Source organism: Hyunsoonleella rubra (assembly GCF_042684665.1).
Lineage (GTDB): Bacteria > Bacteroidota > Bacteroidia > Flavobacteriales > Flavobacteriaceae > Jejuia > Jejuia rubra.
Map to the genome: position 1 here is coordinate 329,957 of NZ_JBHULY010000039.1, position 24,130 is coordinate 354,086.

A 24,130-nucleotide genomic window follows, 5' to 3' on the forward strand; every position below is an offset into this window, starting at 1 on the left:
AGTTTTAGTCAGTTAAAAATATCCTATATCTTGATGAAAACTGTCCTGTTCTGACCTGATAAATTCCGTTTAAATTGTTGTTTTTGCTATTTTGCGCTATCGCCGTATCAATAACTTTTCAATGAATGAATCACTTATTATTCAGTTGGCAAATTTGGCATACCATACAGTACAGGATAGAAAAATACAATGGTCATCCTATTTTCGTTTTTATGACTAATTTAGAAGATTAGCCAATGCAACAACTAACTAATTAAACCATAAGCACTTATGATCCAGCACAACATTGAAGACGATTATGAAGAATTAGCAGTAGGTGAGTTTGAAAGAACCCCTGTACCTGCGTCAAGACTGAAAAATTGGAAATCTTTTTTGGGAATGTATGCCGGTGAGCATGCAGCCGGAACTGAATTTATGATCGGCCCATTGTTTTTAGCGGCAGGAGCAAGTTTAAAAGATTTAATACTGGGATTATTTATTGGTAACATTCTTGCCATACTTACTTGGAGATACATAGTAGCTCCCATAGCAGTATCAAGAAAACTTACCTTATATTATCAATTGGAAAAAATAGCTGGAAAGCACCTTGTTAAGGTGTATAATGTAGTGAATGGGGTACTTTTTTGCTTTTTAGCGGGTGCCATGATTACGGTTTCTGCTAGTGCTGTTGGGGTTCCATTTGGTGTAAGTTTTTCTGTTCCTGAAAATATATTTGGATTGAGCAGTCCTGCTTTTTCTGGCATAGTTATTATTGTTGGTATAGTGATGGCTATTGTAGCCGCGGCAGGCTATAATATGGTTTCTAAATTTGCCAACATTGCTGCGCCTTGGATGATTATTGTTTTTGCAGCCTGTGGGATATCTGCATTGTCCCAAATGGAGGTTGATTCTTGGAAAAGCCTGTTAACGGAATGGGATCAGGGAATAAGTGTGGTACAGTCCATTAACGGTAAGGTAGATTTTGGTTTTTGGAAAATTGTAATTTTTGCTTGGTTATGCAATGCCGCAATGCATTTTGGAATGTCTGACTTAAGTATTATGCGTTTTGCCAAAGATACGCGTGCAGGATGGGGACCTTCGATAGGGATGTTTTTAGGGCATTATATGGCATGGATTTGCGCCTCATTGATGCTTGCTGCCCAAATTAAACTAACAGGAGATATTTCCGCTAATCCAGGTGCTTTAGCATGGAGTGTAGTAGGTTGGACAGGTATTATCTGTGTGATTATTGCTGGTTGGACAACGGCCAACCCAACCATATATAGAGCAGGTCTGGCTTTTCAAAGTTTGTTTCCTTCCAATGCAAAAGCCTATTCAGGCGTAATTTTGGCTGGTGCTGTGGCAACAGCAGCAGGTATTTTTCCGACACTATCCAGTAAATTGCTTGATTTTGTAGGTTTGTACGGTACCATCTTAGGGCCTATGGGTGGGGTGATTTTTGTTAACCATTACCTATCAAAAAAAATGGGCTTTACTGAAGACTATGCGGATGAAAAGGGGTCTAGTTTTAATGTAGCCGTTTTACTAGCTTGGACCATTCCAGTAGCGTTAGGTTTGTACTTTATATTTGCAAAAGGTGTGTTTCCTGCCTATGCCGTAATACCTTGTTGGATTGCTTCTAGTGTATTATATGTACTTATTATGAAACTTCAAAAATCTTAAATCATGAAAATACTAAAATTGATTAGTGTATTATCAATAAGCGTTTTGATACTGCTAGTAGGCATACTTTCTTTCTTAGGTAAAATAGAGGCCGCCAATATGAAATCAATTATGTTAATTGGCACAATACTATGGTTTGCTACTACGCCTTTCTGGTTAAAGGAAGATGAAGAGTAGTGGGTTTATTACCAATTTTTAAGCATCAGAATTTTTATGAAGGTTTTTGTAATTGTTATTTTGGCGTTGTTTCTGGTTAATTGGTGTCTTTTTAAATTCAGTTGCAGTTCTGACACCAACACTGATACCTAGAATGAAAAGAGTTTAATACTTTGTAGAGTATTAAAACCCCCTCTGATTGGATAATAAAAAAAGCCTTGAAGTTTATATCTTCAAGGCTTTTATTTTTTACTAAACTGAACAAAGGTTAACTCCCGAGTCCCATTTGCTCAAATATTTCTTTATTTTGCTCCATGTAAGCGTCTATGCCACCAACAGCCATAATTTGATAAATACCCCAAATTAATGTTAGTGCCGCAAGAACAAGTCCTATAATAGCTATAGTTTTAGCTGTTTTTAGCTGACTGAAATTACTATACTGCTCAGGGTTTTCGGCATAAAGTTTAGTATCCTTATTTACTAAATACAAGGCAATCCCCGAAAAAATTAATCCTCCAATACCTGTGCTACAGCAGCAAGCGATGAAAGAGATGATACCCAGTATAAGAGCAATATTTGCATTAGGTAATTTTTGTTGTTCCATAAAATGATAGTTTTATTAAGTTAAAATTTTAATCAAATAGCTTCCTATAATTGTTGCAACACTCAGTATTGCCAAAGCTGTAATAATTTTATGAGAGTATTTTATTGGCCAAAAACTATTGACGCCTACAATAATAAATAAGGATGTCAAAGCATAAATAGCGGGATACATCTGAAACGCGGCGACAAAGTCTCCTTTTATTAAAAGAAAAAAACTGCGTTGTAGCCCACAGCCCATACATTCAACGCCAAACAAATGTTTGTTAAGGCATGGCAACATATAACTTTCAATATTGGACATAAAAGTGCTCCAGTGTTAGATTCAAAAGAAAAAGGCTACAGCCGTCTCTCAAAATAGAACCACTAATATAATAATTGAGAAAGTAATTAGGGGTTAATCCAATAGATTTTTTGAGTCCAGGAATAGTTAATTGCCAGAGATAATCACTTTTTTATTAAGCTTGCTGTAATCTGCCAATTTTAAGGAAACAATGTAAATACCTGGACTTAGCGATCTTGTTTTAATACTTTGTTTGCGTTTTGAGGAGGAAACTTTTCTACTACTTACAAGTTTTCCGGTCACATCGTAAAGCGCTATACTGGTTATTTCGACTTTCTGCGGATTGTAGATTTCAATTTGGGAACGCCTTCTGTTTTCAAATATTTTGAAATCTTCAGAGGAAAGGTCTTCAACACCCAAGCTTTGTTGCTCTTTATTAAAAGTAATCTCGAACCTACCCTCATGAACCCCTTCATTTAAAGTAATATTGAAAGCAGTGTGATGAATGTCGGTATAAGTGTTTTCTAATTTGTCATACATATAAACGTGAAGGTCGTTGGGAGTATTCCTGAGTTTAAAAGTTTTGACTTCAAAGACCGTCTTATCCTTGTCTGTTTTCAATACGAATGGAATTCTGACACTTTCATTATATGCTATGGATTTGATGACAAGAGGCTCTTCACCGGACATCAAGTATGCATCAGATGCCAGGTCATTTATATTCTTTCCATCGAAAAACTTATTATAAGTATCGTTAGAGGGTGTGGCTTCCCTAAGGGCTATCACGTTTTCTTTGTAATAGGTGTCGTCTATATGCGTATGGATTCTAATTTCAGGGACGATTGTTGGATTTTCAAAAATCGATTTATAATCTACCCCGTTGTGCGACATAGGAATAACTCTTTTTTTCTCCACTTTATTTTGACCTTTTACATTGCCGTGTTTTGCAAAAATAGAACCATTCCCGCCGGTTGTGGAGTCCTCAGGGTAATACACCCGCATGGAATTATCGAATGTAGCGTTGCCGCCAGCACCACTACTTTGTATAATAAAACCTTGCCCAATACCAGCATACCGCCTGCTATTATTGGTGCTAAAGTCCGCCGTATTGCCCGTTGTTGTAGTATTGTCGCTTCCATCTCCATTATAATTTTCAAATGGGGCAGTGGCATAAGTGCCATTATCGCTTAAATCACCAAGTGGCCCAGGGGTGTAAATGCTATAACCCCCTTCATAGTTCCTTAAGAAATGGGAATTAATATTTTTCTGTTCCCAAAAGAAAATTTCACCGCTTAAATTAGCTTGGTTACCGGCCGAGTTTGCAAAAAACAGTTTTAGGTCCAATGCAGAAGGGTAGGGATTGCCCGTGAGTGTTTCTGCCGTATTTAGGGTTCCTGATCCGGGTTGGTCATCGGTGCCGTCAAAAGTACAACTTACGGTTATTGTTCCATTGTTAGGGCGTCCTCTAAAGTCTAAAACATCGTCTGTGTTTGGACTCCCTTTTAAGGTGAAACCATAGCCAGTACCAACGGCACCAGTATCAAAAATCTGGTTCCAACTGTAGTAACCTTCGCCATCCCTTAAGGTATACATCCAATAATTGGATAGCGCTGTGGTGGTACCGTTATAAGCGGTAGTGAAGGTATATGCCGGAGAGGTAACATTGGTTAAATCGGTATGGTCTGCAGGATCGTGAATGTTAGACCCGTCAAAATCCTCATTGGCCTGCACAGTGCCATTTTCTGAAACACCCACTGGTGAGCACCAATAATTATATTCAAAAACTCCAGTGGTTTGGTTTTGATAAATAGATAGTTCCCCTGCATCCGAATTTTTAGAATCCGTATTCTGAAGTAGTTGTGCATCTCCCCTCAGATATAAGTTGGATGCTGCTGTTTCCAGTCGGATATCATCATTTACAAAAAGCACAACATCGCGCGCGTACATGTAGGAATTATCATCCACATATAGATCCTGGGAAAATAGTGGGGTGCAACACAGCAATACGACAAGGAAAATCCATGTGGTTTGCAGGTTATTAATACAGTATCTTAAAACACCAAGAACGCTGTTTTGTAGTTTTGGGGCTGAGAGAATCATAATAATACTTAAACAATTTAAGTGCGAAAATAATAAAAATTTTCATTACAACGTTTATTTTTGCATTTTATCGATGATTTTATTGAATTTCATCGATTGATCCGTTTCTGATTTTCAACTTTATTTAATGTAAATTTGCGTTTTACTACCTTTTTATCATGAAATATTTCAATTATGTTCTCATTCTGTTGGGGACCACAGTCTCCATTTATGCCAAGGCTGGTGCCGATCAAAATCAATTCCTACTAATTGGAGGTATTGTGGTTTTAATGGTGGGTATTTACAGACTTTCAAAAACCATTCCAAGTAAGAAAAAGGGAGAAAATGATACAGAAAATAAAGAAAGGGGATAGAGTTTCTGTTTTGGACGAAGATTTGTTCGGTATAGTGAAACAAGTTAATGGCACAACAATTACCATTGAAACCGATGAGGGGTTTTTATTGAATTTTTCGCAAAGCGAATTAGTGGTCGAACGTTCTAAAAAAGATATTGATACAGCCTTATTTTCTGAGGCAACCGTAAGCCAGGTGATTTCTGAAAAGGAAGGTGCAAAGAAGAGAAAAGCCCCCAAAAAACGGAGTCGTGAAAAGCTTCAACCGCCCATGGAAGTGGATTTGCACATCCATCAATTGGTGAAATCTACAAAAGGCATGACCAATCACGACATGCTGACTCTACAATTGGATACGGCTAAGCGTCAATTGGAATTTGCATTTCAAAAGCGCATTCAACGGATTGTTTTTATCCATGGTGTGGGGGAGGGCGTGCTTAAGCTGGAACTGGAATACCTATTAAACAGATATGAGAATCTAAAATTTTACGATGCCAACTACCAAAAATATGGACAGGGCGCTACCGAGGTCTATATTTTTCAAAATAAAGTTTAAGGGAAGGTGGGTGTTACAGTCCTTTCATTATTCAAATTGAAACCTTTGGTGCCACTAAAAAATCCAAAATCCAAGGAGTCTTGCAATAGAATACTCAAGCTAATTTCCGTTACAGTCATTCTCAAAGTGTAGGTTTGCTTGATAGTGTGTTCTCGATACGCTTTAGCGTCTACTTTTGTAGACAAGGATGGGTTTAAATAATCCGGGCCCACATCGGGAAATGTAACATCATCCGCCGGTTCTTGGTTTTGGGAGTCATTTTCTTCGTCTCTTGTTAAGGTGCCATCACCGTCATCATCTGGATCCAAATAGTCAGGTAATTCATCTTGATCAGAGTTGGTATTCTGAGCATCAGCAGGGTCGCCGTCACCATTAGGGTCAGGGTTTTCATTTTTTGTAAAAACGTTATCTCCGTCGTCATCTTCATCTAAATAATTGGGTATGCCATCGCCATCAGTATCATCATCTTCCAAATTGCCGTTGCCATTAAGGTCTTCAAATTCTGGGTCAATCCCATCATCATCATCTTCAACTAAAGTCCGGATAAAGGTTACGCCACACGAACTAGTTTCATTAGTAGCTATATTTAGATTTGCAGGAGGGATGTTGGTGCAGAATAAATCCGAAGGCAGATCGGGCCTGCCATAGGTCCTGTAAAAAAATGCCCCTGTTTTTTCGATGGTGTCATTCGCATCTTCATCAAAAGCCTTGGCAATGGTGTAATTAGTGATTAAAACTGATAAGGTTTCCGTTGGGTCCTCCTTGGTTTTGTATAGCACCAAATCCGATTCGCCACAGGCATCATATTCATTTTCAAAATCCAATTCAACTTCAAAAACATCTCCGTCATCACATGACATGGGAAGCAGTAAGCTAAGTATCGAAAAAACAACAACTAATTTTCGCATCGGGGTTTTTATTTTAAGCAAAAATAATGGAATTGTATTTATAACGTAAGGTATTGCCAATAATTTTATTTCAAGTATTTTTGAACTTTGAAATGCTATTTATTTGACCGAAAGCTGCTTTGCAGAGATAATTTTTTATGGAAATAAAGTCAGTTTATTTTGATAACGCTGCTACTACCGCTATGAGGGATGAAGTCATTGAGGTAATGTCTGATGTTATGAAAAACAACTACGGAAATGCCTCATCTTCATATAGTTTAGGTAGGTTATCTAAATCTATAATTGAAACTTCAAGAAAGACGATTGCCAAGCTATTGAATGCTTCTCCTGGTGAAATTATCTTTACCTCCAGTGGCACGGAAGCTGATAATCTAGTATTAAGAAGTGCGGTTCGGGATTTGGGTGTAAAGCATATCATCACCTCAAAAATTGAGCACCACGCCGTGCTACATACTGTTAATGAACTAGAAAGGGAATACGACGTTCAAATTACGTATTTGGATTTGGATAGTAATGGAGCCATAGATTTTGATCAGCTGGGGGCTTTACTGAAAACTACAGGCAAGGTCTTGGTGAGTTTGATGCACGTCAATAATGAGATTGGAAACATTTTAGATATTAAGCGAATTGGTGATTTGTGCAAGACTTATGATGCGTTGTTCCATACGGACGCCGTTCAGTCTGTAGGGCATTACAATATTGATCTTCAAGAAATAAATGTAGATTTTTTGGCTGCCAGTGCCCATAAGTTTCACGGCCCAAAGGGGGTGGGCTTCGCGTTTATTAGAAAGAATTCAGGACTAAAACCTTTAATTTTTGGTGGGGAGCAGGAGCGTGGTCTAAGGGCTGGCACCGAAAGTGTGCATAATATTGCCGGTCTTGGAAAGGCAATGAGTATGTCATATAACAACCTAGAATCCGAAGTGGAATATGTTCAAAACTTAAAGTCCTATTTTGTCTCAAAATTAAAGAAGGCTATTCCAGATATTGAGTTTAATGGCCTTTCAGAAGACTTGGAAAAAAGTACTTATACGCTTCTCAATGTAAGATTGCCAATTGACCTGAATAAATCGGCTATGTTTTTATTTCAATTGGATTTAAAAGGTATCGCTTGCTCTAGGGGGAGTGCATGTCAAAGTGGGAGTAATCAAAAATCCCATGTGCTTACAGAAATTCTTAATGATGATCAGCTAGACAAACCTTCTGTAAGATTTTCGTTAAGCGTATTCAACACAAAACAAGAAATTGACTATGTGGTGGGGGTATTAAAAAGATTGACTACGTAATGCAGGTTGCTCTACCTAAAACTTCATCGTTGTCCTAACATTAAACACTCTTGGCGTTAAAAAGTTGGGAATGGCAAATTGGCGTTTCGTATACACATCTCGCACCCAAGTATTGGTGATGGAGTTTTGTACGTCAAAAACATTGAATATTTCAAAACCGAAGGCAAGCTCCTTGAACGGTTTTTTCCAGCCTCTGCTGAACTGTTTCTTTGCGTCCACAAGCACCAATTGAAAGCCTATATCCGCCCTTTTATAGTCCGGTAGGCGCGTCTGATATTGGTAAGGATCGGCATAGCTTGGCGAGCCACCTGGCAAACCAGTATTATAGACTAAATTTAAGTACATTTTTAACGAAGGAATATTGGGAACATAGTCTTGGAAAAGTGCTGCAAATTTTAATCTTTGGTCGGTCGGCCGCGAAATATAGCCCCGGTTTTCAATATTTTCCTCAGTTTTCAAATATCCGAAACTAAACCATGACTCTGTTCCTGGCACGAACTCCCCGTTAAGGCGCATATCCAGCCCGTAAGCATATGCTTTAGCATTATTTTTGGCGCGATAACGAATACGCACATTTTCCAGTGTATAGGGGTTTACGTCTGATAGATTTTTGTAAAACAGCTCAGAAGTTAGCTTAAAAGGCCTGTCCCACATTTTGAAACTGAAGTCATTCCCCAGGACCACATGGACAGATTTTTGTGCTTTAACATTTGGTTGAACCATGCCCATGGAATCCCTTAATTCCCTGTAAAAAGGCGGTTGGTAGTAAAGTCCACCTGCAATCCGGAACAGCATATCCCTTTTCCAATAGGGTTTTATGGCGAATTGTGCTCTTGGGCTAAAAACCGTTTGGTTTGAAGAAGAAACCCCTTCACCTTTAACACCCCAGTTATGCGCACGCACCCCGGCATTGTACCATACATCGCTAGTGCCTATAGTTGAGCGTTTGCTCCATTGGGCATAGGCCTGTATGCGGTTAATTTGAACTTTGTTGGTAGCTCTTACATTCGTAAATGGTGTTAGCGGTCCTTCATAAGCTTCATAGGGCTGTTCGTTTCCTGGGATAGTTCTGGGTGGCCGGATGGAAAACCCTGCCGAATCGATAACTTCCCATTCCACCAAACGATCCCTGAAATCTTCATTGGTGTATTTGATGGACCACTCAATTCTATTGTCGTTAATATTATAGTCGCCTTTGTGCTCGACAGTTGTAATTAGGGCATCCAAATCGTTTCTTCCATGACTTAACTGGCTTCCGATGCCTTCGCTAAATTCTACTTCACCTAAATCCTCGTCGCCAATATTTCCGTTAACCTCCCCTAAGCTATACTGTGCCAAAATGTCAAAATACTCTTCTTCAGTGGTATGGTAGGTAGATGCGGTTAAATTCAAAGTTAAATCGTCATTAGCAAAATAGGTGCCTTGTAGCGCTCCAAAAAGTGTCTGATACCTGGTTTTTTCCTGCCCATCATAAACAACCAAAAGTGCAATCGGTTCTGATAGTGTACCAAAATTGGTTTGCCTAGAAAGCGGTTCGTAATCATAGGTGTTCAAAGATGCATTTCCTAAAAAACTCATATGAAACTTATTGGTGAACTTATAGGTGAAAAACCCCTGTAAATCAGCAAACACCGGTTGAAAATTAGTTTCTGTCTCTTTAGCGTTTACCAGCAAACTGTTGTCTCTATAACGTGCCCCCACAATACTGGTAAACTTTGAATCCTTGCTGACATTTTCATAGGAAACACTTGCGCCGAGCAAGCTTATGTCGGCATTAACCTCAAATTGATAAGGTGTTTTGTAGGTGATATCCAACACAGAGGACAGCCTGTCCCCAAATTTAGCCTGAAATCCACCTGCGGAAAAATCCACATTCTGCACTAAATAGGAGTTTACAAAACTCAAGCCTTCCTGTTGACCGGAGCGCACCAAAAATGGGCGATACACCTGAATCCCGTTGATATACACCAAATTTTCATCAAAGTTTCCTCCACGGACAGAATACTGTGTACTTAGTTCATTGTTATTGCTGACACCGGGTAATGTCATCAATAAATTCTCCACACCTGCGTTAGCTCCTGGGATTTTTCTAATCGTTTCTGGTTGCAAAGTCACAATGCCCTCGACTTCTTTTCGACGCGTTCCAGAAATGGTCACTTCTGAAATCTGCTCCACTGAAATATTCATCACAGGGTTAAACTCTTTAATTACCCCATTTTTTAAATTGAATGTAGCCACCACCTTTTTAAATGAAAGATGCGTAAATTCTAAAACGACATCCTGATTCGCAGGGATGTCCAAAGAATAGAAGCCGTTTTCGTTGGTTTCCGTACCTAAATTTCCAGAGGCAACTGAAACTTTAGGGATGGGTTTGTTATTGTCGTCCAGAATTACACCTTTAATGGTTGCTTTCTGGGCAAATCCAGCAGAAATTATAACAAAAAATAGAATGAGGGTTTGGAGAAGGTTAGTTTTCAAATGTTGCCAAAGTTTATTTTCTGTAAAACAGTGCTTCAAAAGTAGAATTATTTCCGACATTATCCGTAACAATTACTTTTAAATTATTTTTTGTGTCGGTAACAATACCATCATTAAAATCATAAGTAAGGGTCTTCTTTTTATAATCGTACTCCATTAAAACCCACTTTCCATTTACTGTGGCCCTATAGTTTGAAATCCCCGAATCTTTATCTTCAATCTTGATTTTTAAAAACCTGAACTTGCTTAGCCACTGCCCATCCTTGAAATTGATTGGCGTAATTGAGGGTTTTATACTGTCGGTAGCCAATGTGAAGGTCCCCAGTGTTTTTGTATAGGTGGTCAAGGTGTCTCCGCTACGTTTGGTAAACGTATAATAAGGGCGTTTGTTGTATCCGGATAGCTTGGCAATGTATAGTTTTTGTTTTTCGGAATCGCCATATTTACTGATATCAAAAGATACCTTTGCGCTTTTTTTGAGGGGTACCACGTCCTTGTGAAGCATTAATGTATCGTTTGAGATTTTGTAATCCATAAAGAAATTGTTGTAGAACGTGCTGGGGAAAATATTGACTTCAACGGGGGCTTCTTTCAATGTGGTAGCCTTGTCAGCAAAGATGAAATAAGGCGTTTTGTCTGAAACTTTCGGTGTAACTGATTGGCTCTTTTTGCCCTTAATGGAAAGGGTGACCCAGGTTGCATTATTCTGAAAATCATTCACCTTTATTTTATAGACTAAATAAGTACTGTCTTCTACGGAAATTACGCCTTCGTTTTCAACATCCTTGTAAAGGCTCAATGTGTTGTTGTCCACAAACAATTTTTGAACACGTTGTCGTTTCGTCTTGTAATGCTCATAATCGATCAGTTGATTGATGTGTTTGGTTTCATCAAAGGAAAATCGTCTAAAATCCAGTTCAAAATTCTTCCGTCCATTTAAAAATGTTTGGATATTGTGTACACCATTCTTGTTTCCGGCCAAATCTTGTCGATCCCAAGTAGTGATGCCAAAACCGATTTTGCCGAAAGCTTCAAAATTTTCAACCGTATAATCGCCATTCTTCAATGGGATCAATCTCAACTGTTGTTTTTTATTAGAATTGTTTACATGAGAGCTTTCGTTTAAAGGGTAAGCAAAAATTGAAGTAACCGTCGGTAACTTACTGTCTTTTATATTGATACCAAAAAGCATTGGGTTAATTGGACGTTCAGCATTGTCTCGAATTTCAAAATGAAGATGTGGCCCACCAGAACCTCCAGAATTACCGCTATAAGCCACTAAACAGTCCTTTTTCACCAAAAGTTCATCAGCTTTTGGGAATAATTGAATTTCATAAGACTCCTTTTTGTATTGACGTTTTTTGACATAACTTTCGATGGCCGGCCCAAACTTTTTGAGGTGGGCATAAACAGTGGTATAGCCATTTGGGTGCGTAATGTAAAGTGCCTTTCCGTAGCCAAAATGTGATACTTTTATACGGCTCACATAGCCATCCGCACAAGATTTCACCTTCAACCCTGTGCGTTGTTGGGTTTTTATATCCATCCCTGAATGAAAATGATTGGAGCGTAGTTCCGCAAAGGTTCCCGAAAGTATCAAAGGGATTTCTAATGGACTTGAAAAATAGTCTTGAGGATATATATTTTGGGCTTTGACATATGCCGAAAAGAGCAGTAATAGGGCAAAAATAGATCGCATAGGCATGTATTGGGCTAAAATATTAATTTGCTACTAATTGGCAAAGCGAATTCAAAAATCGAGCCATTATTGGCGAAAGTCTTATTCCTAGGGCATTTCCAAATTTTATGAAAAAACAATTGTAATTTTAGGCAAGGTATGTTAACTTTGTAAGGTAAGTATTGAATTTTGTAAATGAGTAACATTGAAGGAATTGTTGATTCTCTAGAGAATAAAATCAGTAAGGTTTTGCACCGATTAGAGAATTTAAAGCATTCAAATTCGAGATTATCAGATGAATTGAGTGTGGCAAAACAAGAAATTCAAAACCAACAGAGGCAAAATGCCGAATGGGAAGAAAAGTATAATACTCTGAAAATGGCAAACTCAATGCTTGGTAGTGACGATAATAAAAGAGAGACTAAGCTTAAAATAAATGCATTAATCCGTGATATTGACCACTGTATTACACAGTTGTCCGAATGATGCAGTAAAAATCAATGTCAGAGAAGCTTAAAATAAAGCTATCCATAGCCAATAGGGTATATCCGTTAACCATCGATGCAAAACAGGAAGAGGGATTGCGAAAGGCGGCGAAGAACATTGAGGCCATGATTAGGCAATTTGAGCAAAGTTATTCCGTTAGGGATAAGCAGGATGTACTGGCCATGTGTGCCCTACAGTTTGCATCCCAAGCGGAGCAAAAAACAATAGATAAAGAGTCAAACAATGAGGTTGTTGAGAGCAAGTTAGATGCGCTTAACCAACTATTGGAAACACATTTAGGCTCTTAACGTTCTTTAAAATAAGTAGAAAAGTTACTACCTACATCGGTTATTTTTTTTGATAAACTCAACATTAATTCTTTAAAAAGGGTGAGTTTAAGTTGTAAAAGCATGCTGCCTTTGTCGCAGACCCTTGATCAGCTTGTTAGCCCTAAACTTGTTTTTAAGGAGTTTATACAAAATGCTTTACTGATGTAGGTTTTTTTATATATATAATTCAACTAAATTAAAAATGGACCCAATTGTATTAATTGCCGGAGGAGTAATAGTAGGGCTAATCATAGGATTTATCATAGCCAAAACAATAGAGAAAAACAATGCATCGAAACTTATAAAGAACGCTAAGAAAAATGCCGCTACCGTCTTAAAAGAAGCGAAAAGTGAAGGTGAAACGATAAAAAAGGACAAAATCCTTCAGGCGAAGGAGAAATTTATTGAGCTGAAAGCCGAACACGAGAAGGTTATATTGGCTCGTGACAAAAAAATGGCCGAAGCAGAAAAACGTACCCGGGATAAAGAATCTCAAATATCCCAAGAATTGGCCAAGAATAAAAAGCTTAACGGAAATCTTGAAAACAAGATAAAGGATTACGATCATCGTTTAGATGTTTTGGAGAAGAAGCAATCTGAATTGGATAAGCTTCATAAAAGCCAGGTGCAACAATTGGAGGTGATTTCTAGTTTATCAGCCGAGGAGGCCAAGGAACAACTGGTGGAATCCTTAAAGGGCGAGGCCAAAAATGATGCCATGGCTTATATTCAAGGCGCTTTGGAAGAGGCAAAATTAACTGCGGAACAGGAGGCAAAAAAAGTTATTATCAATACTATTCAGCGTATTGGAACCGAGGAGGCTGTGGATAATTGTGTGTCGGTTTTCAATATTGAGTCTGATGACGTAAAAGGCAGAATAATAGGTCGGGAAGGTAGAAATATCAGAGCCATCGAAGCCGCAACGGGTGTAGAGATTATCGTTGACGATACCCCTGAGGCGATTATCCTTTCCTGTTTTGATGCTGTCCGTCGTGAGATTGCTCGGTTGTCTCTTCATAAACTGGTGACAGACGGCAGAATACATCCTGCACGTATTGAGGAAATTGTAAAAAAGACCACAAAACAGATTGAACAAGAAATTATCGAAGTTGGTAAGCGTACGGTGATAGATTTAGGAATCCACAATTTGCATCCAGAATTGATTAAAATGGTCGGCAGGATGAAGTACCGCTCATCTTATGGGCAAAACTTGTTGCAGCACTCGCGAGAGGTGGCAAAACTTTGTGGCGTAATGGCGGCTGAATTAGGGTTGAATCCAAAACTGGCTAAAAGAGCAGGCCTATTGCACGACATTGGTAAAGTGCCAGATGCGGAAGCGGATATGGAAACACCTCATGCTATTTTAGGAATGCAGTGGGTGGAAAAATTTGGTGAAAAAGGTGATGTTTGCAATGCTGTAGGTGCGCATCATGATGAAATTGAAATGAAATCTTTATTGGCGCCAATCGTTCAGGTGTGTGATGCAATTTCTGGAGCGAGGCCCGGGGCACGTCGTCAGGTTTTGGATAGCTACATCCAGCGATTGAAGGATATGGAAGATATTGCCTTTGGGTTTACAGGCGTAAAAAAGGCCTATGCAATTCAGGCTGGTCGTGAGCTTCGCGTGATTGTAGAGAGCGAAAAGGTAAGTGACGAACAATCAGCAGAATTATCCTTTAATATATCTCAAAAGATTCAAACGGATATGACCTACCCTGGGCAGGTGAAAGTTACTGTAATTAGGGAAACACGGGCTGTTAATATAGCGAAATAACTACTTACGGTCTTAAAGTTATTTGATAGAGTCCAGTTTAAAAACTGGACTTTTCTTTTTTTCAGACCTACTTTCTGGGATGGTATTTCTCAACCACCTTTGCCAAGTGGCTTTTATCCAAATGGACATAGATTTCAGTAGTGGTGATGCTCTCGTGACCCAACATCATTTGGATGGCTCTTAAATCGGCGTTGTTCTGCAAAAGATGCGTTGCGAAAGAATGCCTAAAAGTGTGCGGTGACACATTTTTTTTCAGCCCTATTTTTTCCACTAATTGTTTAATGATGGTGAACACCATAGCACGCGTTAATTGTTTGCCCCTGTGATTCAAAAATAATGTGTCCTCAAACCCTTCCTTCACATCTATGTGGGTTCTGATTTGGTCTTTGTAAATGTTGATGTACTTCATCGTGGCTTCAACAATAGGGACAAAACGTTGTTTGTCTCCCTTGCCGGTCACCTTGATAAACCCTTCTTCAAAAAACAAATCTGAAATTTTCAGGTTAATGAGTTCGCTTACTCGAAGGCCACAACCGTATAAAGTCTCTAGCATGGCCCTATTCCGCTCACCTATATTAATTCCGTTAAATTGCTTTGAAAGGTCAATGGCCCCTATTAAATCGTTAATTTCTTCAACACTTAAGGTGTCGGGAAGCTTTCTGCCAATTTTAGGAGTTTCAATCAATTCTAATGGGTTGTCCTTACGGTAGTCTTCAAATACTAAATAGTCAAAAAAACTGCGAAGGCCAGAAATCAACCTCGACCGCGAACGTTCGTTAAGCCGTTTTGCTTCTTCGTAGATGCATTGTTGGATAGTATCAGTAGAAATGGTGATTGGAGTTTCCTTTATTTCATTGGATTCCAAAAACGAAACCAATTTTAAAATATCTAGGCTGTAGTTTTCAATAGAATTTTTGGATAGCCCTCGTTCAATCTTTAGGTATAATTGGTAATCCTTTAAGGCGCTTTCCCATTTCATAGGAACTAAAATAAGGGAATTTGATGACTTCGCGTAAAGGTTTTGAACATGTTTTAAACAAGATGATTCAATGAATTGTTGATAACTTTTAATGTATTGCTGTTTGATAATCAAACACTTAATCGTTAAATGTTGACAAAAATGTTAATAACTAGGTTTGAGATATCAAAAATTATAGAAAAATGTATTTACTTTGTTTCAATCAAACTATAAACTTTATTATTATGAAAAAATTACTTTTATCGGTGGCGTTAGCCATTTTCGTGTTATTAGGAGCCAATGCACAAGACAACACAAAAGGCTTACAATTTGGTGTCAAGGCGGGTTACAATTTATCTAATCTTGGCGGGGATGTTCAAGACAATAAGCTGCTTTCTGGTTTTAATGTTGGCGGGTTTGTTGTGATGTCATTACTAGAAAATCTTATGATGCAACTTGAAGTTGCTCTATCTAAACAAGGCACAAGATGGGATGACGGAATGTATAATGAGAGGTATCGCTTAGCCTATGTCAATGTTCCTGTGTTGGCCAAATATAAGGTCGTTGATAGGCTTTATGTTGAAGCAGGGCCACAGGTAGGATTATTAGTTGATGCGCAATACATTGACGATAACGATAAAGAAGATATTAAGGACAGTTTCAAAACGGTTGATCTTAGTGCCGGTATAGGAGTGGAATATAAAATTACAGATCATTTAGGCGCCAATGCTCGATATACTTTTGGACTGTGTAATATAAATGAAAACAGCGATACCTTTAAAATAAACAACAATGTTTTGCAGATAGGCGGTAGTTGGACGTTTTAAAGTTATATATTTAACATGTAAAAACCGAGGCCTATGCTTCGGTTTTTTTTATGCATAAGTTTTGTACTTTTATCAGATGAAAAAACTAATCATCATCAACGGCCCAAACCTGAATTTATTGGGAAAGCGTGAGCCAAATATTTATGGAAGCTTAACCTTTACAGAGTTTTTGGAAGAGGTGAAAAGCAAATATCCTGATATTCATATTGATTATTTTCAGTCCAACATAGAGGGGGAGTTGATTGATAAATTGCACGAAGTAGGGTTTAGTTATGATGGCATTATTTTAAACGCGGCAGCCTATACCCATACCTCCGTGGGCATAGGGGATGCTATTAAAGGCATCGAAACTCCTGTCGTAGAAGTGCATATATCCAATACATTTGGGCGTGAAGAGTTTAGGCATCAATCCTATATTTCGCCAAATGCCAAGGGTGTAATTTTAGGCTTTGGCCTGCAGAGTTACGAATTGGCGATTCAGAGTTTTTAGAAAAGCCCCAACTAGCTTCTGGCCCCTCCCGGCCTCCCCAAAGGGGAGGTGTATCACTCAAGCGGAAAAAACTATACGCAAAAAGACAAGGTTCGAAAGAATTTCGAACCTTGTCTTTTTATTTTCACCCGAGTAAGAGTTCCTCCCCTTCGGGGAGGCTAGGAGGGGCTTGTTTTCTAAATATGTATCACCTCATCATAAGCCGCCGCTACGGCTTCCATAACAGCTTCACTCATCGTTGGGTGAGGATGTACGGCTTTTAAAACCTCGTGTCCTGTAGTTTCCAATTTTCGGCCTAAAACGGCCTCAGCAATCATATCGGTTACACCGGCACCAATCATGTGGCAACCCAGCCATTCACCATATTTTGCATCGAAAATCACTTTTACAAATCCTTCTTTATTTCCTCCGGCACTTGCTTTACCAGATGCCGAGAATGGGAATTTACCAACCTTAATATCAAATCCTTTTTCCTTGGCTTGCTTTTCTGTCAGCCCAACACTGGCAATCTCTGGCGAGCAATAAGTGCATCCAGGAATATTACCGTAATCAATAGGCTCAACATGATGGCCCGCAATTTTTTCAACGCATAAAATGCCTTCTGCAGAAGCGACATGTGCCAAAGCTTGTCCTGGGGTAACATCACCAATGGCATAATATCCAGGAATGTTGGTTTGGTAATAATCGTTCACCAATATTTTATCACGATCCACAACAATACCCACATCTTCCAAACCAATGTTTTCGATATTGGTTTTGATGCCCACTGCAGAAAGAATGATATCCGCCTCTAAAACTTCTTCACCCTTTTGGGTCTTTACATTGGCCTTAACACCTTTTCCGGAAGTATCTACACTGGTAACCTCGGCTGAAGTCATAATATTAATGCCACTCTTTTTAAAAGAACGCTCTAATTGCTTTGATACCTCTTCATCTTCAACGGGTACAATATTCGGTAAATATTCAACGATTGTAACTTCAGTTCCGATAGAATTATAAAAATAGGCAAATTCCACGCCTATTGCTCCCGAACCTACTACAATCATCTTCTTAGGTTGCTTTTTAAGTGACATGGCTTCTCTGTAGCCAATTACCTTTTCGCCATCTTGGGGCAAACTTGGCAACTCCCGAGAACGTGCTCCAGTGGCTATGACAATATGGTCTGCGCTATATTCTTTGCCATCAACGTCAATCTTTTTTCCGGGTTTCAATTTTCCAAAGCCGTCGATGACATCAATTTTGTTCTTCTTCATTAGAAACTGAACACCTTTGCTCATCCCTTCGGCAACGCCTCGGCTACGTTTTACCACAGCGTCAAAATCATGATTGGCATCCTTCACCTTTAAGCCATAATCTTCAGCATGTTTTAGATATTCAAACACCTGGGCTGATTTTAAAAGCGCTTTTGTTGGGATACAGCCCCAATTCAAACATACACCTCCAAGATTTTCCTTTTCAATAACAGCGGTCTTAAAACCCAATTGTGACGCGCGAATTGCAGTAACGTATCCACCTGGGCCACTTCCAAGAACTATAATATCGTATTTACTCATTTGTTAAAATTTAGGGTACGAATTTACGAAATCGAATTTGAAAAATAAATTAAGAGCGTTATTAATATAAAAAAACACCTGGGCATAGCGAATCATGGGTTGGACCCATGAAATATTGGTAGTAATAAAGTGTCAGTTGAAATTAGGTGATCTAATTCCGTACGATGCATTTGATAGTAATAGTAGCTTCTTTCCCTACGCGAATGGTGCCATACTCTTTGCCCAGTTCATAATCAAACCTGTCAATAACCAACTCACCGAGAAACGTATTGTTTTCATAGGTAAATGGGATTTCTACAGCGCGTGTCGTTTCAAGAATTGTCATATTTCCATTAGTGACAAATCCGCTCGCGGTCCGGACAACAGCAGTAGATTCAAAACAAACAGTTGGATATTTATCCACATCAAAAAAATCAGGATCTTTTAAATGGGCATCCCGCTTTTTGTTTTTGGTGTTGATAGTACTCGCATCAATACAAATATTGAAATTGGAGTTTTTTAAATTGGTTTTGTCAAAATTGAAATCACCTTTCATACCCGTAAAAGTCCCTTTAACTTTAAAAAGACCTCCTCCGGTAATATGAAATTCTACCTTTGATTTTTTGGTATCAATAGTTTGTGCAATGGCAGTAGAAATTCCGAAGCAGAACAAGATAAGAAGGGCAAATTTAAATGGTTTCATAACATTGTTTTTTTTGACAAATTGACTGAAGCAATTTTCTGATAAAGATAAAGAAATAAGCGCTATTTAAGTCGTTATTATATTGAAACATTACAGCCTAATGTTAAATTTAAGAACTCTAAGTATGAATGCTTTTGCTAACTTTGCGCTTCAACTTTTTGTCCTATGAATATTCCTAGAATGAGTTTTCCGAGAGTGGTAATTATCGGTGGTGGTTTTGCTGGTGTAGCCTTAGCCAAAAAGCTGTCGAAACAGGAAGTTCAGGTGGTTTTGCTGGACAAAAATAACTATCACACGTTTCAACCACTTTTGTATCAAGTATCTACTGGAGGCTTAGAGCCTGATTCTATTGCATATCCGATAAGAAAGATTTTGAAAGATTTCCCAAACTTTTATTTCAGACTGGCTAATGTTGAAGAAATTGATACAAAAAAGAACAAGGTTAGAACGAATATTGGCAATTTAAAATTTGACTACCTAGTAGTGGCCACTGGTTCGAAAACCAACTATTTTGGCAATTCTGAAATTGAGAAGCATAGTATGGCGATGAAAACCATACCGCAGTCCCTTAATTTGAGAAGCCTGATTCTCGAGAATTTTGAAGATGCCCTTTTAACATCGGATTTGAATGAGCGTAACGCTCTAATGAATTTCGTTATCGTCGGCGGAGGCCCTACTGGTGTTGAGTTGGCCGGGGCTTTAGCAGAAATAAAAAAAGGAATTCTTCCAAAGGATTATCCCGATTTGGATACCAGACTGGCCCAAATTCATATCGTCCAATCTGGTGATTGTATCCTGAAAGGAATGAGTGCTCAGGCGTCTCAGAAAGCAGAAGATTTTTTAGAAAAACTGGGAGTTAATGTTTGGAAGAATGTGCGCGTTACGAATTATGACGGTAAAACAGCTACTACAAATACTGATTTGACCCTTGAAACCGCCACGTTGATTTGGGCAGCAGGAGTAAAAGGTGCAACTATAAAAGGCGTTGACGCTCAAGAATTGGTTGCCAATAGAAATCGTATTATTGTGAACGAATTTAACCAAATCAAAGGCTTTGAGCATATTTTTGCTATTGGAGATATAGCTTGTATGGTTAACGAAGAGCATCCCCATGGACTGCCAATGATGGCCCAACCTGCAATTCAACAGGGAGAACAATTGGGGGACAATTTATTGCGAATTTTGGAGGAAAAGCCTCTAAAGCCATTTGTTTATAAAGACAAAGGTTCTATGGCCACCATAGGGCGAAATAAGGCAGTGGTGGATCTTAAAAAATGGAAATTTCAGGGTGTTTTTGCTTGGTATGTTTGGATGTATGTCCACCTGTTTTTCCTTATCGGCTTTAGAAACCGTATGGTGGTTTTTGTAAACTGGGTTTATAATTACGTGCGATTTGATAGGGAGGCAAGATTGATTATCAGGCCGTTTAAAAACAAGCACAAAGTAGAGGTTTGACTCTGGCAAGGGAAGAATTGAATGTTGCTTTGTTTGCCGAAAACTATCCACTGAATACTGAGACTTCGAAGTGAACTATAGGTCATCTGTAAAATGCCTTCTCCCTTTATCTTTACTGAATTTTTCGGTGTTATACTTTTTCGAATCGCCTTTAGGTATGGACAGCGATTGCCAATCTTCACCTTTTAGAAGTTTACCTAAAAATACGATTTGTCCCACGTGATATGCGTAATGTGCCAACTGGCGATTGATGGCTTCGGTAACCGTATGGCCTTGGTTTCTGATATAAATTATGTCCTCTAAATCTTTTTCATTTAAAGGCCTGATGGCATCAAAAAGGCATTTCCAACCTTTGTTCCATTCATCAAGCATTTCATTTTTTGAGATAAAGGAATCCTCAAATTCGGCATCTCGATGTCTCCATACTTTCTCTCCGTCTTCGATTAGAAAATTGGTCCAACGGCTAAGCATATTGCCTGCTAAATGTTTTACAATAATAGTAATGGAATTGAAGTTTTGGGCAAACTCTTTTTGCAATTCTTTAAATGACAAATCTTTAAAGGTTTTATCGCCCAAAGATTTATAATATTCAAACTGTTTGATAACACTGGTTAAATAGCTTTCCATTCTATAAATATAATGCTATTTTTTCGGAACAAACTTCAACGAAACCCCGTTGATACAGTGCCTTTTTCCTGTAGTATTTCTTGGGCCGTCATTAAACACATGTCCCAAATGACCTCCACAGGTAGCGCAATGTTCCTCGGTTCGGGCGTAGCCCAAATGATAATCTGTGGAGTATTCCACATTCCCCTTGATTTCTCGGTCAAAACTAGGCCAACCCGTCCCTGAATCAAATTTATGTTCACTTTTGAAAAGAGGTGTATCGCAGCCTTTACACAAATAAATGCCGTTCTCGTAATTCTTATTTAAAGGGCTTGTAAAGGCCCTTTCAGTGCCCGCTTTCCGCAAAACGTAGAATTCCAAATCTGTCAATTGGCTTTTCCATTGGGCTTCCGTTTTAGTTATGTCATATTGTTTGTTAGGTTGCTTTTGAGCATTGGAGTTGCAGTTAAATAAAACCGTTAAAACTAAAAGGGTGAAGAATTTATTCATGGTATGGAATTTGTTTTACATAGGTCGGTTTTCCATTCAAATCATAACAGCTATCTAATGAATAATTTCATCTAAGTGAAAAAGCAAACATTTGTTAACTTGATTTTAGAAACAATTGAATAGCCAAATATTGAATAAAATGTGACCAATTAAAACTAAAAGGGTCTTAAAATTAGGATTCGATTTTGTACATTTAACTCTAAATTAAAGGAATTATGAATTTAAGAAATACAATTATAGGAACTGTTGTGCTGTTGGTTATCGTGGCTTGTGCAACGAATCCATTTACTCAAAAGAAAACCTTGGCTTTAGTGCCTAATTCCCAATTGTTTCCAACGGCTTTCGCGCAATACAACCAGTTTTTGAATGAAAATAAGGTAGTAAAAGGTACCAAAGATGCCGAAATGATTACAAGGGTGGGACAAAGAATTGCGGTTGCTGCAGAACGTTGGTTAAACGCGAATAATCACCAAGGATATTTAGAGGATTATCAATGGGAATATAATTTAGTAGATGATAAAACGGTGAATGCTTGGTGTATGCCAGGTGGAAAAATAGTTTTTTATACCGGGATTTTGCCGATTGCAAAAAGTGAAACCGGTGTAGCCGCGATTATGGGACATGAAGTAGCACACGCTTTGGCCAACCATGGTCAACAGCGAATGAGTGCAGGCATGTTACAACAGCTGGGCGCCGTTGCAGGAAATATTGCCATTCAAGACGGAAGGAAGAGAGATATGTTTAATCAAGCTTATGGGATTGGCTCTACCGTAGGGGTGATGTTGCCATTTAGTAGAAGCCACGAAAGTGAAGCTGATAAAATAGGAATCTATTTGATGGCCATTGCTGGATATAACCCTGACGAGGCTTCTGAATTGTGGAAACGAATGAAAGCTAATAGTGGAGGGCAAGCACCACCTGAATTTTTAAGTACGCATCCTTCAAATGATACGAGGATTACCAATTTAAAAGAATGGGCTCCACTTGCAAAAAAGGAAGCCAATAAATTTGGAGTTTCTTCCTTTAGAAGCATAAATTAGCTTTCAGAATAAAATATTTCATTACTTTAGAAGTCACGCAAATAAAGCGTGACTTTTTTTATGAACCAACTTAAAAAAGGAAGTAAAAAACTACTGAATGCCTGGGCATTTTACGATTGGGCCAATTCGGTTTATACACTTACCATTACTTCATCCATTTTTCCGATTTTTTATTCCGCATTGTTTCTGTCGGAAGTTAAAAGAGTAGAAGCTTTTGGTACGGAATTTAAAAGTACTGCGCTCATTACTTTTGTTACGGCATTTACCTTTTTGGTGGTGGCGGTGATGTCACCGATCCTTTCGGGGATAGCTGATTATGTTGGTAACAAGAAAAACTTTTTGAAGTTTTTCTGCTATTTGGGCAGCGCTGGGTGTATTGGTTTATATTGGTTTAGTTTGGACCGTATCCATCTAAGTTTGCTCTTTTATTTTATGGGGCTCATAGGGTACTGGGGTAGCTTGGTATATTATAATTCCTATCTACCAGATATCGCTTTTCCTGAACAACAGGATAGCATTAGTGCCAAAGGCTTTTCTATGGGTTATGTGGGAAGTGTACTTTTATTGATGATCAATTTAGCAATGGTAATGACTCAGGAGTCCGGTGAATCAAAAATGGACATGATGCGTTATTCATTTGTTACGGTTGGGTTGTGGTGGGCCTTATTCAGCCAATATTCATTTAAATGGTTACCAAAAGGGGTATCCTCAGGGCACAAAATCACCAAGGATGTTGTTTTTAACGGATTTAGGGAATTGCATGCGGTTTGGAGGGAGTTATTAGAAAATCTTCGATTAAAAAGGTACCTCTATGCTTTTTTTGTGTTTAGTATGGCGGTGCAGACGATTATGTTGGTGGCGGTGTATTTTGGAGAGGAAGAAATAGCATGGGGCAGTAGTGACAGTAAAACCTTTGGATTAATAGGGAGTATCCTTATTATTCAGCTCGTGGCAATATTAGGGGCTTTTTTAACCTCACGGGCGTCCTCAAAATATGGCAACATTAGAACTTTAATTGGCATTAATTTCATTTGGATGGCACTGTGCGTCTATGCCTATTTTATGGTGACACCATATCAGTTTTATTTTGGGGCTAGCCTTGTTGGTTTTGTAATGGGTGGCGTACAATCCTTAGCGCGTTCTACTTACTCCAAATTTTTACCCCAAACAGAAGACACCACATCTTATTTTAGTTTTTTTGATGTTGCTGAAAAAATAGGGATTGTAATAGGGATGGTCATTTACGGAACAATTGACCAAATAACCGGTAGTATGCGCAATGCTATTTTGTTTTTGGTAGTCTTCTTCCTTGCCGGGATAATTTTACTATTTAGAGTCCCAAAACTGGATTCAACACAATCCTAATTGATTTGAATATGAT

The 24,130-nt window shown here is 38.5% G+C and carries 24 protein-coding genes and 1 other RNA gene; 14 read left to right on the forward strand and 11 right to left on the reverse strand.

From position 1 onward, the window contains the following. Positions 1 to 270 precede the first annotated feature (270 nt). Positions 271 to 1,662 carry a purine-cytosine permease family protein gene (locus ACFSR8_RS15795; RefSeq protein WP_380293794.1) on the forward strand — a complete coding sequence of 464 codons (1,392 nt, stop codon included), beginning with the start codon at positions 271 to 273 and terminating at the stop codon, positions 1,660 to 1,662. Between the two features lie 3 nt (positions 1,663 to 1,665). Then, complete coding sequence (locus tag ACFSR8_RS15800) at positions 1,666 to 1,839, forward strand: hypothetical protein (protein ID WP_380293796.1); 174 nt, start codon at positions 1,666 to 1,668, stop codon at positions 1,837 to 1,839. A 247-nt stretch (positions 1,840 to 2,086) separates the two neighbouring features. On the opposite strand, the gene ACFSR8_RS15805 is transcribed toward ACFSR8_RS15800, so the two are convergent. The 3 genes from ACFSR8_RS15805 to ACFSR8_RS15815 all read right to left on the reverse strand — a co-directional run bounded on the left by ACFSR8_RS15805 (position 2,087) and on the right by ACFSR8_RS15815 (position 4,801). Beyond that, a complete protein-coding gene (locus tag ACFSR8_RS15805) occupies positions 2,087 to 2,422 on the reverse strand; it encodes a CCC motif membrane protein (RefSeq protein ID WP_380293798.1) in 336 nt (111 codons plus the stop codon). A gap of 15 nt (positions 2,423 to 2,437) precedes the next feature. Next, the gene (locus ACFSR8_RS15810) at positions 2,438 to 2,722 is read right to left on the reverse strand and encodes a DUF2752 domain-containing protein (protein WP_380293800.1); all 285 of its coding nucleotides are present in this window, start codon (positions 2,720 to 2,722) and stop codon (positions 2,438 to 2,440) included. A gap of 126 nt (positions 2,723 to 2,848) precedes the next feature. Beyond that, entirely contained in the window at positions 2,849 to 4,801 is a 1,953-nt protein-coding gene (locus tag ACFSR8_RS15815; protein WP_380293802.1) for a T9SS type A sorting domain-containing protein, read from the reverse strand. A gap of 158 nt (positions 4,802 to 4,959) precedes the next feature. On the opposite strand from ACFSR8_RS15815, the gene ACFSR8_RS15820 reads away from it, so the two are divergent. Both ACFSR8_RS15820 and ACFSR8_RS15825 read left to right on the forward strand, forming a co-directional pair. Beyond that, a complete protein-coding gene (locus ACFSR8_RS15820; RefSeq protein ID WP_380293804.1) occupies positions 4,960 to 5,154 on the forward strand; it encodes a hypothetical protein in 195 nt (64 codons plus the stop codon). Then, positions 5,126 to 5,689: a Smr/MutS family protein gene (locus ACFSR8_RS15825; protein WP_380293806.1), complete on the forward strand. Its 564-nt coding sequence runs from the start codon at positions 5,126 to 5,128 to the stop codon at positions 5,687 to 5,689. The genes ACFSR8_RS15820 and ACFSR8_RS15825 overlap by 29 nt, the downstream gene beginning before the upstream one ends. On the opposite strand, the gene ACFSR8_RS15830 is transcribed toward ACFSR8_RS15825, so the two are convergent. Beyond that, entirely contained in the window at positions 5,686 to 6,597 is a 912-nt protein-coding gene (locus tag ACFSR8_RS15830; protein ID WP_380293808.1) for a hypothetical protein, read from the reverse strand. The two genes, ACFSR8_RS15825 and ACFSR8_RS15830, sit on opposite strands and share 4 nt — an antisense overlap. A gap of 143 nt (positions 6,598 to 6,740) precedes the next feature. On the opposite strand from ACFSR8_RS15830, the gene ACFSR8_RS15835 reads away from it, so the two are divergent. After that, positions 6,741 to 7,883 (forward strand): cysteine desulfurase family protein, encoded by a 1,143-nt coding sequence (locus ACFSR8_RS15835; RefSeq protein WP_380294056.1) that lies wholly within the window; start codon positions 6,741 to 6,743, stop codon positions 7,881 to 7,883. Between the two features lie 15 nt (positions 7,884 to 7,898). Here the strand turns inward: ACFSR8_RS15835 and ACFSR8_RS15840 are convergent, their stop codons facing one another. Together ACFSR8_RS15840 and ACFSR8_RS15845 are read right to left on the reverse strand one after the other, a co-directional pair. Further along, on the reverse strand, positions 7,899 to 10,421 hold the full coding sequence (locus ACFSR8_RS15840; protein ID WP_380293810.1) for a TonB-dependent receptor: 2,523 nt from the start codon (positions 10,419 to 10,421) through the stop codon (positions 7,899 to 7,901). Then, positions 10,375 to 12,060 (reverse strand): M23 family metallopeptidase, encoded by a 1,686-nt coding sequence (locus ACFSR8_RS15845; protein WP_380293812.1) that lies wholly within the window; start codon positions 12,058 to 12,060, stop codon positions 10,375 to 10,377. The genes ACFSR8_RS15840 and ACFSR8_RS15845 overlap by 47 nt, the downstream gene beginning before the upstream one ends. 174 nt (positions 12,061 to 12,234) lie before the next feature. Between ACFSR8_RS15845 and ACFSR8_RS15850 the strand changes: the two genes are divergently transcribed. From ACFSR8_RS15850 to rny, 4 genes are all read left to right on the forward strand, one after another. After that, positions 12,235 to 12,525, forward strand: a complete 291-nt coding sequence (locus ACFSR8_RS15850; protein ID WP_380293814.1) for a hypothetical protein — start codon at positions 12,235 to 12,237, stop codon at positions 12,523 to 12,525. 14 nt (positions 12,526 to 12,539) lie between these two features. Beyond that, positions 12,540 to 12,833, forward strand: coding sequence for a cell division protein ZapA (locus tag ACFSR8_RS15855; protein ID WP_380293816.1), 294 nt, complete (start codon positions 12,540 to 12,542; stop codon positions 12,831 to 12,833). Positions 12,834 to 12,889: 56 nt separating this feature from the next. Then, positions 12,890 to 12,998: non-coding RNA, 6S RNA (gene ssrS / locus ACFSR8_RS15860), on the forward strand. Positions 12,999 to 13,056: 58 nt separating this feature from the next. Further along, positions 13,057 to 14,628, forward strand: a complete 1,572-nt coding sequence (gene rny / locus ACFSR8_RS15865) for a ribonuclease Y (protein ID WP_380293818.1) — start codon at positions 13,057 to 13,059, stop codon at positions 14,626 to 14,628. Between the two features lie 67 nt (positions 14,629 to 14,695). Here rny and ACFSR8_RS15870 read toward each other — a convergent pair whose 3' ends face one another. Next, positions 14,696 to 15,607, reverse strand: a complete 912-nt coding sequence (locus ACFSR8_RS15870) for a site-specific tyrosine recombinase (protein WP_380293820.1) — start codon at positions 15,605 to 15,607, stop codon at positions 14,696 to 14,698. 224 nt (positions 15,608 to 15,831) lie between these two features. Here ACFSR8_RS15870 and ACFSR8_RS15875 point away from each other — a divergent pair, with 224 nt between their 5' ends. Both ACFSR8_RS15875 and aroQ read left to right on the forward strand, forming a co-directional pair. Continuing rightward, complete coding sequence (locus ACFSR8_RS15875) at positions 15,832 to 16,413, forward strand: porin family protein (protein ID WP_380293822.1); 582 nt, start codon at positions 15,832 to 15,834, stop codon at positions 16,411 to 16,413. Positions 16,414 to 16,489: 76 nt separating this feature from the next. After that, the gene (gene aroQ / locus ACFSR8_RS15880; protein WP_380293824.1) at positions 16,490 to 16,903 is read left to right on the forward strand and encodes a type II 3-dehydroquinate dehydratase; all 414 of its coding nucleotides are present in this window, start codon (positions 16,490 to 16,492) and stop codon (positions 16,901 to 16,903) included. A gap of 176 nt (positions 16,904 to 17,079) precedes the next feature. Here aroQ and lpdA read toward each other — a convergent pair whose 3' ends face one another. Next, the gene (lpdA, locus tag ACFSR8_RS15885) at positions 17,080 to 18,456 is read right to left on the reverse strand and encodes a dihydrolipoyl dehydrogenase (protein ID WP_380293826.1); all 1,377 of its coding nucleotides are present in this window, start codon (positions 18,454 to 18,456) and stop codon (positions 17,080 to 17,082) included. Between the two features lie 151 nt (positions 18,457 to 18,607). Further along, the gene (locus tag ACFSR8_RS15890) at positions 18,608 to 19,138 is read right to left on the reverse strand and encodes a YceI family protein (protein ID WP_380293828.1); all 531 of its coding nucleotides are present in this window, start codon (positions 19,136 to 19,138) and stop codon (positions 18,608 to 18,610) included. Between the two features lie 165 nt (positions 19,139 to 19,303). Between ACFSR8_RS15890 and ACFSR8_RS15895 the strand changes: the two genes are divergently transcribed. Further along, on the forward strand, positions 19,304 to 20,593 hold the full coding sequence (locus ACFSR8_RS15895) for an NAD(P)/FAD-dependent oxidoreductase (RefSeq protein ID WP_380293830.1): 1,290 nt from the start codon (positions 19,304 to 19,306) through the stop codon (positions 20,591 to 20,593). A 75-nt stretch (positions 20,594 to 20,668) separates the two neighbouring features. Here ACFSR8_RS15895 and ACFSR8_RS15900 read toward each other — a convergent pair whose 3' ends face one another. After that, positions 20,669 to 21,220 (reverse strand): DUF1572 family protein, encoded by a 552-nt coding sequence (locus tag ACFSR8_RS15900; protein WP_380293832.1) that lies wholly within the window; start codon positions 21,218 to 21,220, stop codon positions 20,669 to 20,671. Positions 21,221 to 21,235: 15 nt separating this feature from the next. Then, positions 21,236 to 21,709 (reverse strand): peptide-methionine (R)-S-oxide reductase MsrB, encoded by a 474-nt coding sequence (msrB, locus tag ACFSR8_RS15905; protein ID WP_380293834.1) that lies wholly within the window; start codon positions 21,707 to 21,709, stop codon positions 21,236 to 21,238. Positions 21,710 to 21,924: 215 nt separating this feature from the next. On the opposite strand from msrB, the gene ACFSR8_RS15910 reads away from it, so the two are divergent. Together ACFSR8_RS15910 and ACFSR8_RS15915 are read left to right on the forward strand one after the other, a co-directional pair. Further along, positions 21,925 to 22,749, forward strand: a complete 825-nt coding sequence (locus ACFSR8_RS15910) for a M48 family metallopeptidase (RefSeq protein WP_380293836.1) — start codon at positions 21,925 to 21,927, stop codon at positions 22,747 to 22,749. A 60-nt stretch (positions 22,750 to 22,809) separates the two neighbouring features. Further along, on the forward strand, positions 22,810 to 24,114 hold the full coding sequence (locus ACFSR8_RS15915) for an MFS transporter (protein WP_380293838.1): 1,305 nt from the start codon (positions 22,810 to 22,812) through the stop codon (positions 24,112 to 24,114). Positions 24,115 to 24,130: the final 16 nt, after the last annotated feature.

Coding starts and splice junctions, on each gene's coding strand:
- lpdA (WP_380293826.1), bottom strand. CDS start 18,456: ATGAGTAAATACGATATTATAGTTCTTGGAAGTGGCCCAGGTGGATAC.
- ACFSR8_RS15810 (WP_380293800.1), bottom strand. CDS start 2,722: ATGTCCAATATTGAAAGTTATATGTTGCCATGCCTTAACAAACATTTG.
- ACFSR8_RS15825 (WP_380293806.1), top strand. CDS start 5,126: ATGATACAGAAAATAAAGAAAGGGGATAGAGTTTCTGTTTTGGACGAA.
- ACFSR8_RS15870 (WP_380293820.1), bottom strand. CDS start 15,607: ATGAAATGGGAAAGCGCCTTAAAGGATTACCAATTATACCTAAAGATT.
- ACFSR8_RS15800 (WP_380293796.1), top strand. CDS start 1,666: ATGAAAATACTAAAATTGATTAGTGTATTATCAATAAGCGTTTTGATA.
- ACFSR8_RS15900 (WP_380293832.1), bottom strand. CDS start 21,220: ATGGAAAGCTATTTAACCAGTGTTATCAAACAGTTTGAATATTATAAA.
- ACFSR8_RS15815 (WP_380293802.1), bottom strand. CDS start 4,801: ATGATTCTCTCAGCCCCAAAACTACAAAACAGCGTTCTTGGTGTTTTA.
- ACFSR8_RS15820 (WP_380293804.1), top strand. CDS start 4,960: ATGAAATATTTCAATTATGTTCTCATTCTGTTGGGGACCACAGTCTCC.
- ACFSR8_RS15805 (WP_380293798.1), bottom strand. CDS start 2,422: ATGGAACAACAAAAATTACCTAATGCAAATATTGCTCTTATACTGGGT.
- ACFSR8_RS15850 (WP_380293814.1), top strand. CDS start 12,235: ATGAGTAACATTGAAGGAATTGTTGATTCTCTAGAGAATAAAATCAGT.
- ACFSR8_RS15915 (WP_380293838.1), top strand. CDS start 22,810: ATGAACCAACTTAAAAAAGGAAGTAAAAAACTACTGAATGCCTGGGCA.
- ACFSR8_RS15875 (WP_380293822.1), top strand. CDS start 15,832: ATGAAAAAATTACTTTTATCGGTGGCGTTAGCCATTTTCGTGTTATTA.
- aroQ (WP_380293824.1), top strand. CDS start 16,490: ATGAAAAAACTAATCATCATCAACGGCCCAAACCTGAATTTATTGGGA.
- ACFSR8_RS15910 (WP_380293836.1), top strand. CDS start 21,925: ATGAATTTAAGAAATACAATTATAGGAACTGTTGTGCTGTTGGTTATC.
- rny (WP_380293818.1), top strand. CDS start 13,057: ATGGACCCAATTGTATTAATTGCCGGAGGAGTAATAGTAGGGCTAATC.
- ACFSR8_RS15840 (WP_380293810.1), bottom strand. CDS start 10,421: ATGTCGGAAATAATTCTACTTTTGAAGCACTGTTTTACAGAAAATAAA.
- ACFSR8_RS15845 (WP_380293812.1), bottom strand. CDS start 12,060: ATGCGATCTATTTTTGCCCTATTACTGCTCTTTTCGGCATATGTCAAA.
- msrB (WP_380293834.1), bottom strand. CDS start 21,709: ATGAATAAATTCTTCACCCTTTTAGTTTTAACGGTTTTATTTAACTGC.
- ACFSR8_RS15795 (WP_380293794.1), top strand. CDS start 271: ATGATCCAGCACAACATTGAAGACGATTATGAAGAATTAGCAGTAGGT.
- ACFSR8_RS15890 (WP_380293828.1), bottom strand. CDS start 19,138: ATGAAACCATTTAAATTTGCCCTTCTTATCTTGTTCTGCTTCGGAATT.
- ACFSR8_RS15895 (WP_380293830.1), top strand. CDS start 19,304: ATGAATATTCCTAGAATGAGTTTTCCGAGAGTGGTAATTATCGGTGGT.
- ACFSR8_RS15855 (WP_380293816.1), top strand. CDS start 12,540: ATGTCAGAGAAGCTTAAAATAAAGCTATCCATAGCCAATAGGGTATAT.
- ACFSR8_RS15830 (WP_380293808.1), bottom strand. CDS start 6,597: ATGCGAAAATTAGTTGTTGTTTTTTCGATACTTAGCTTACTGCTTCCC.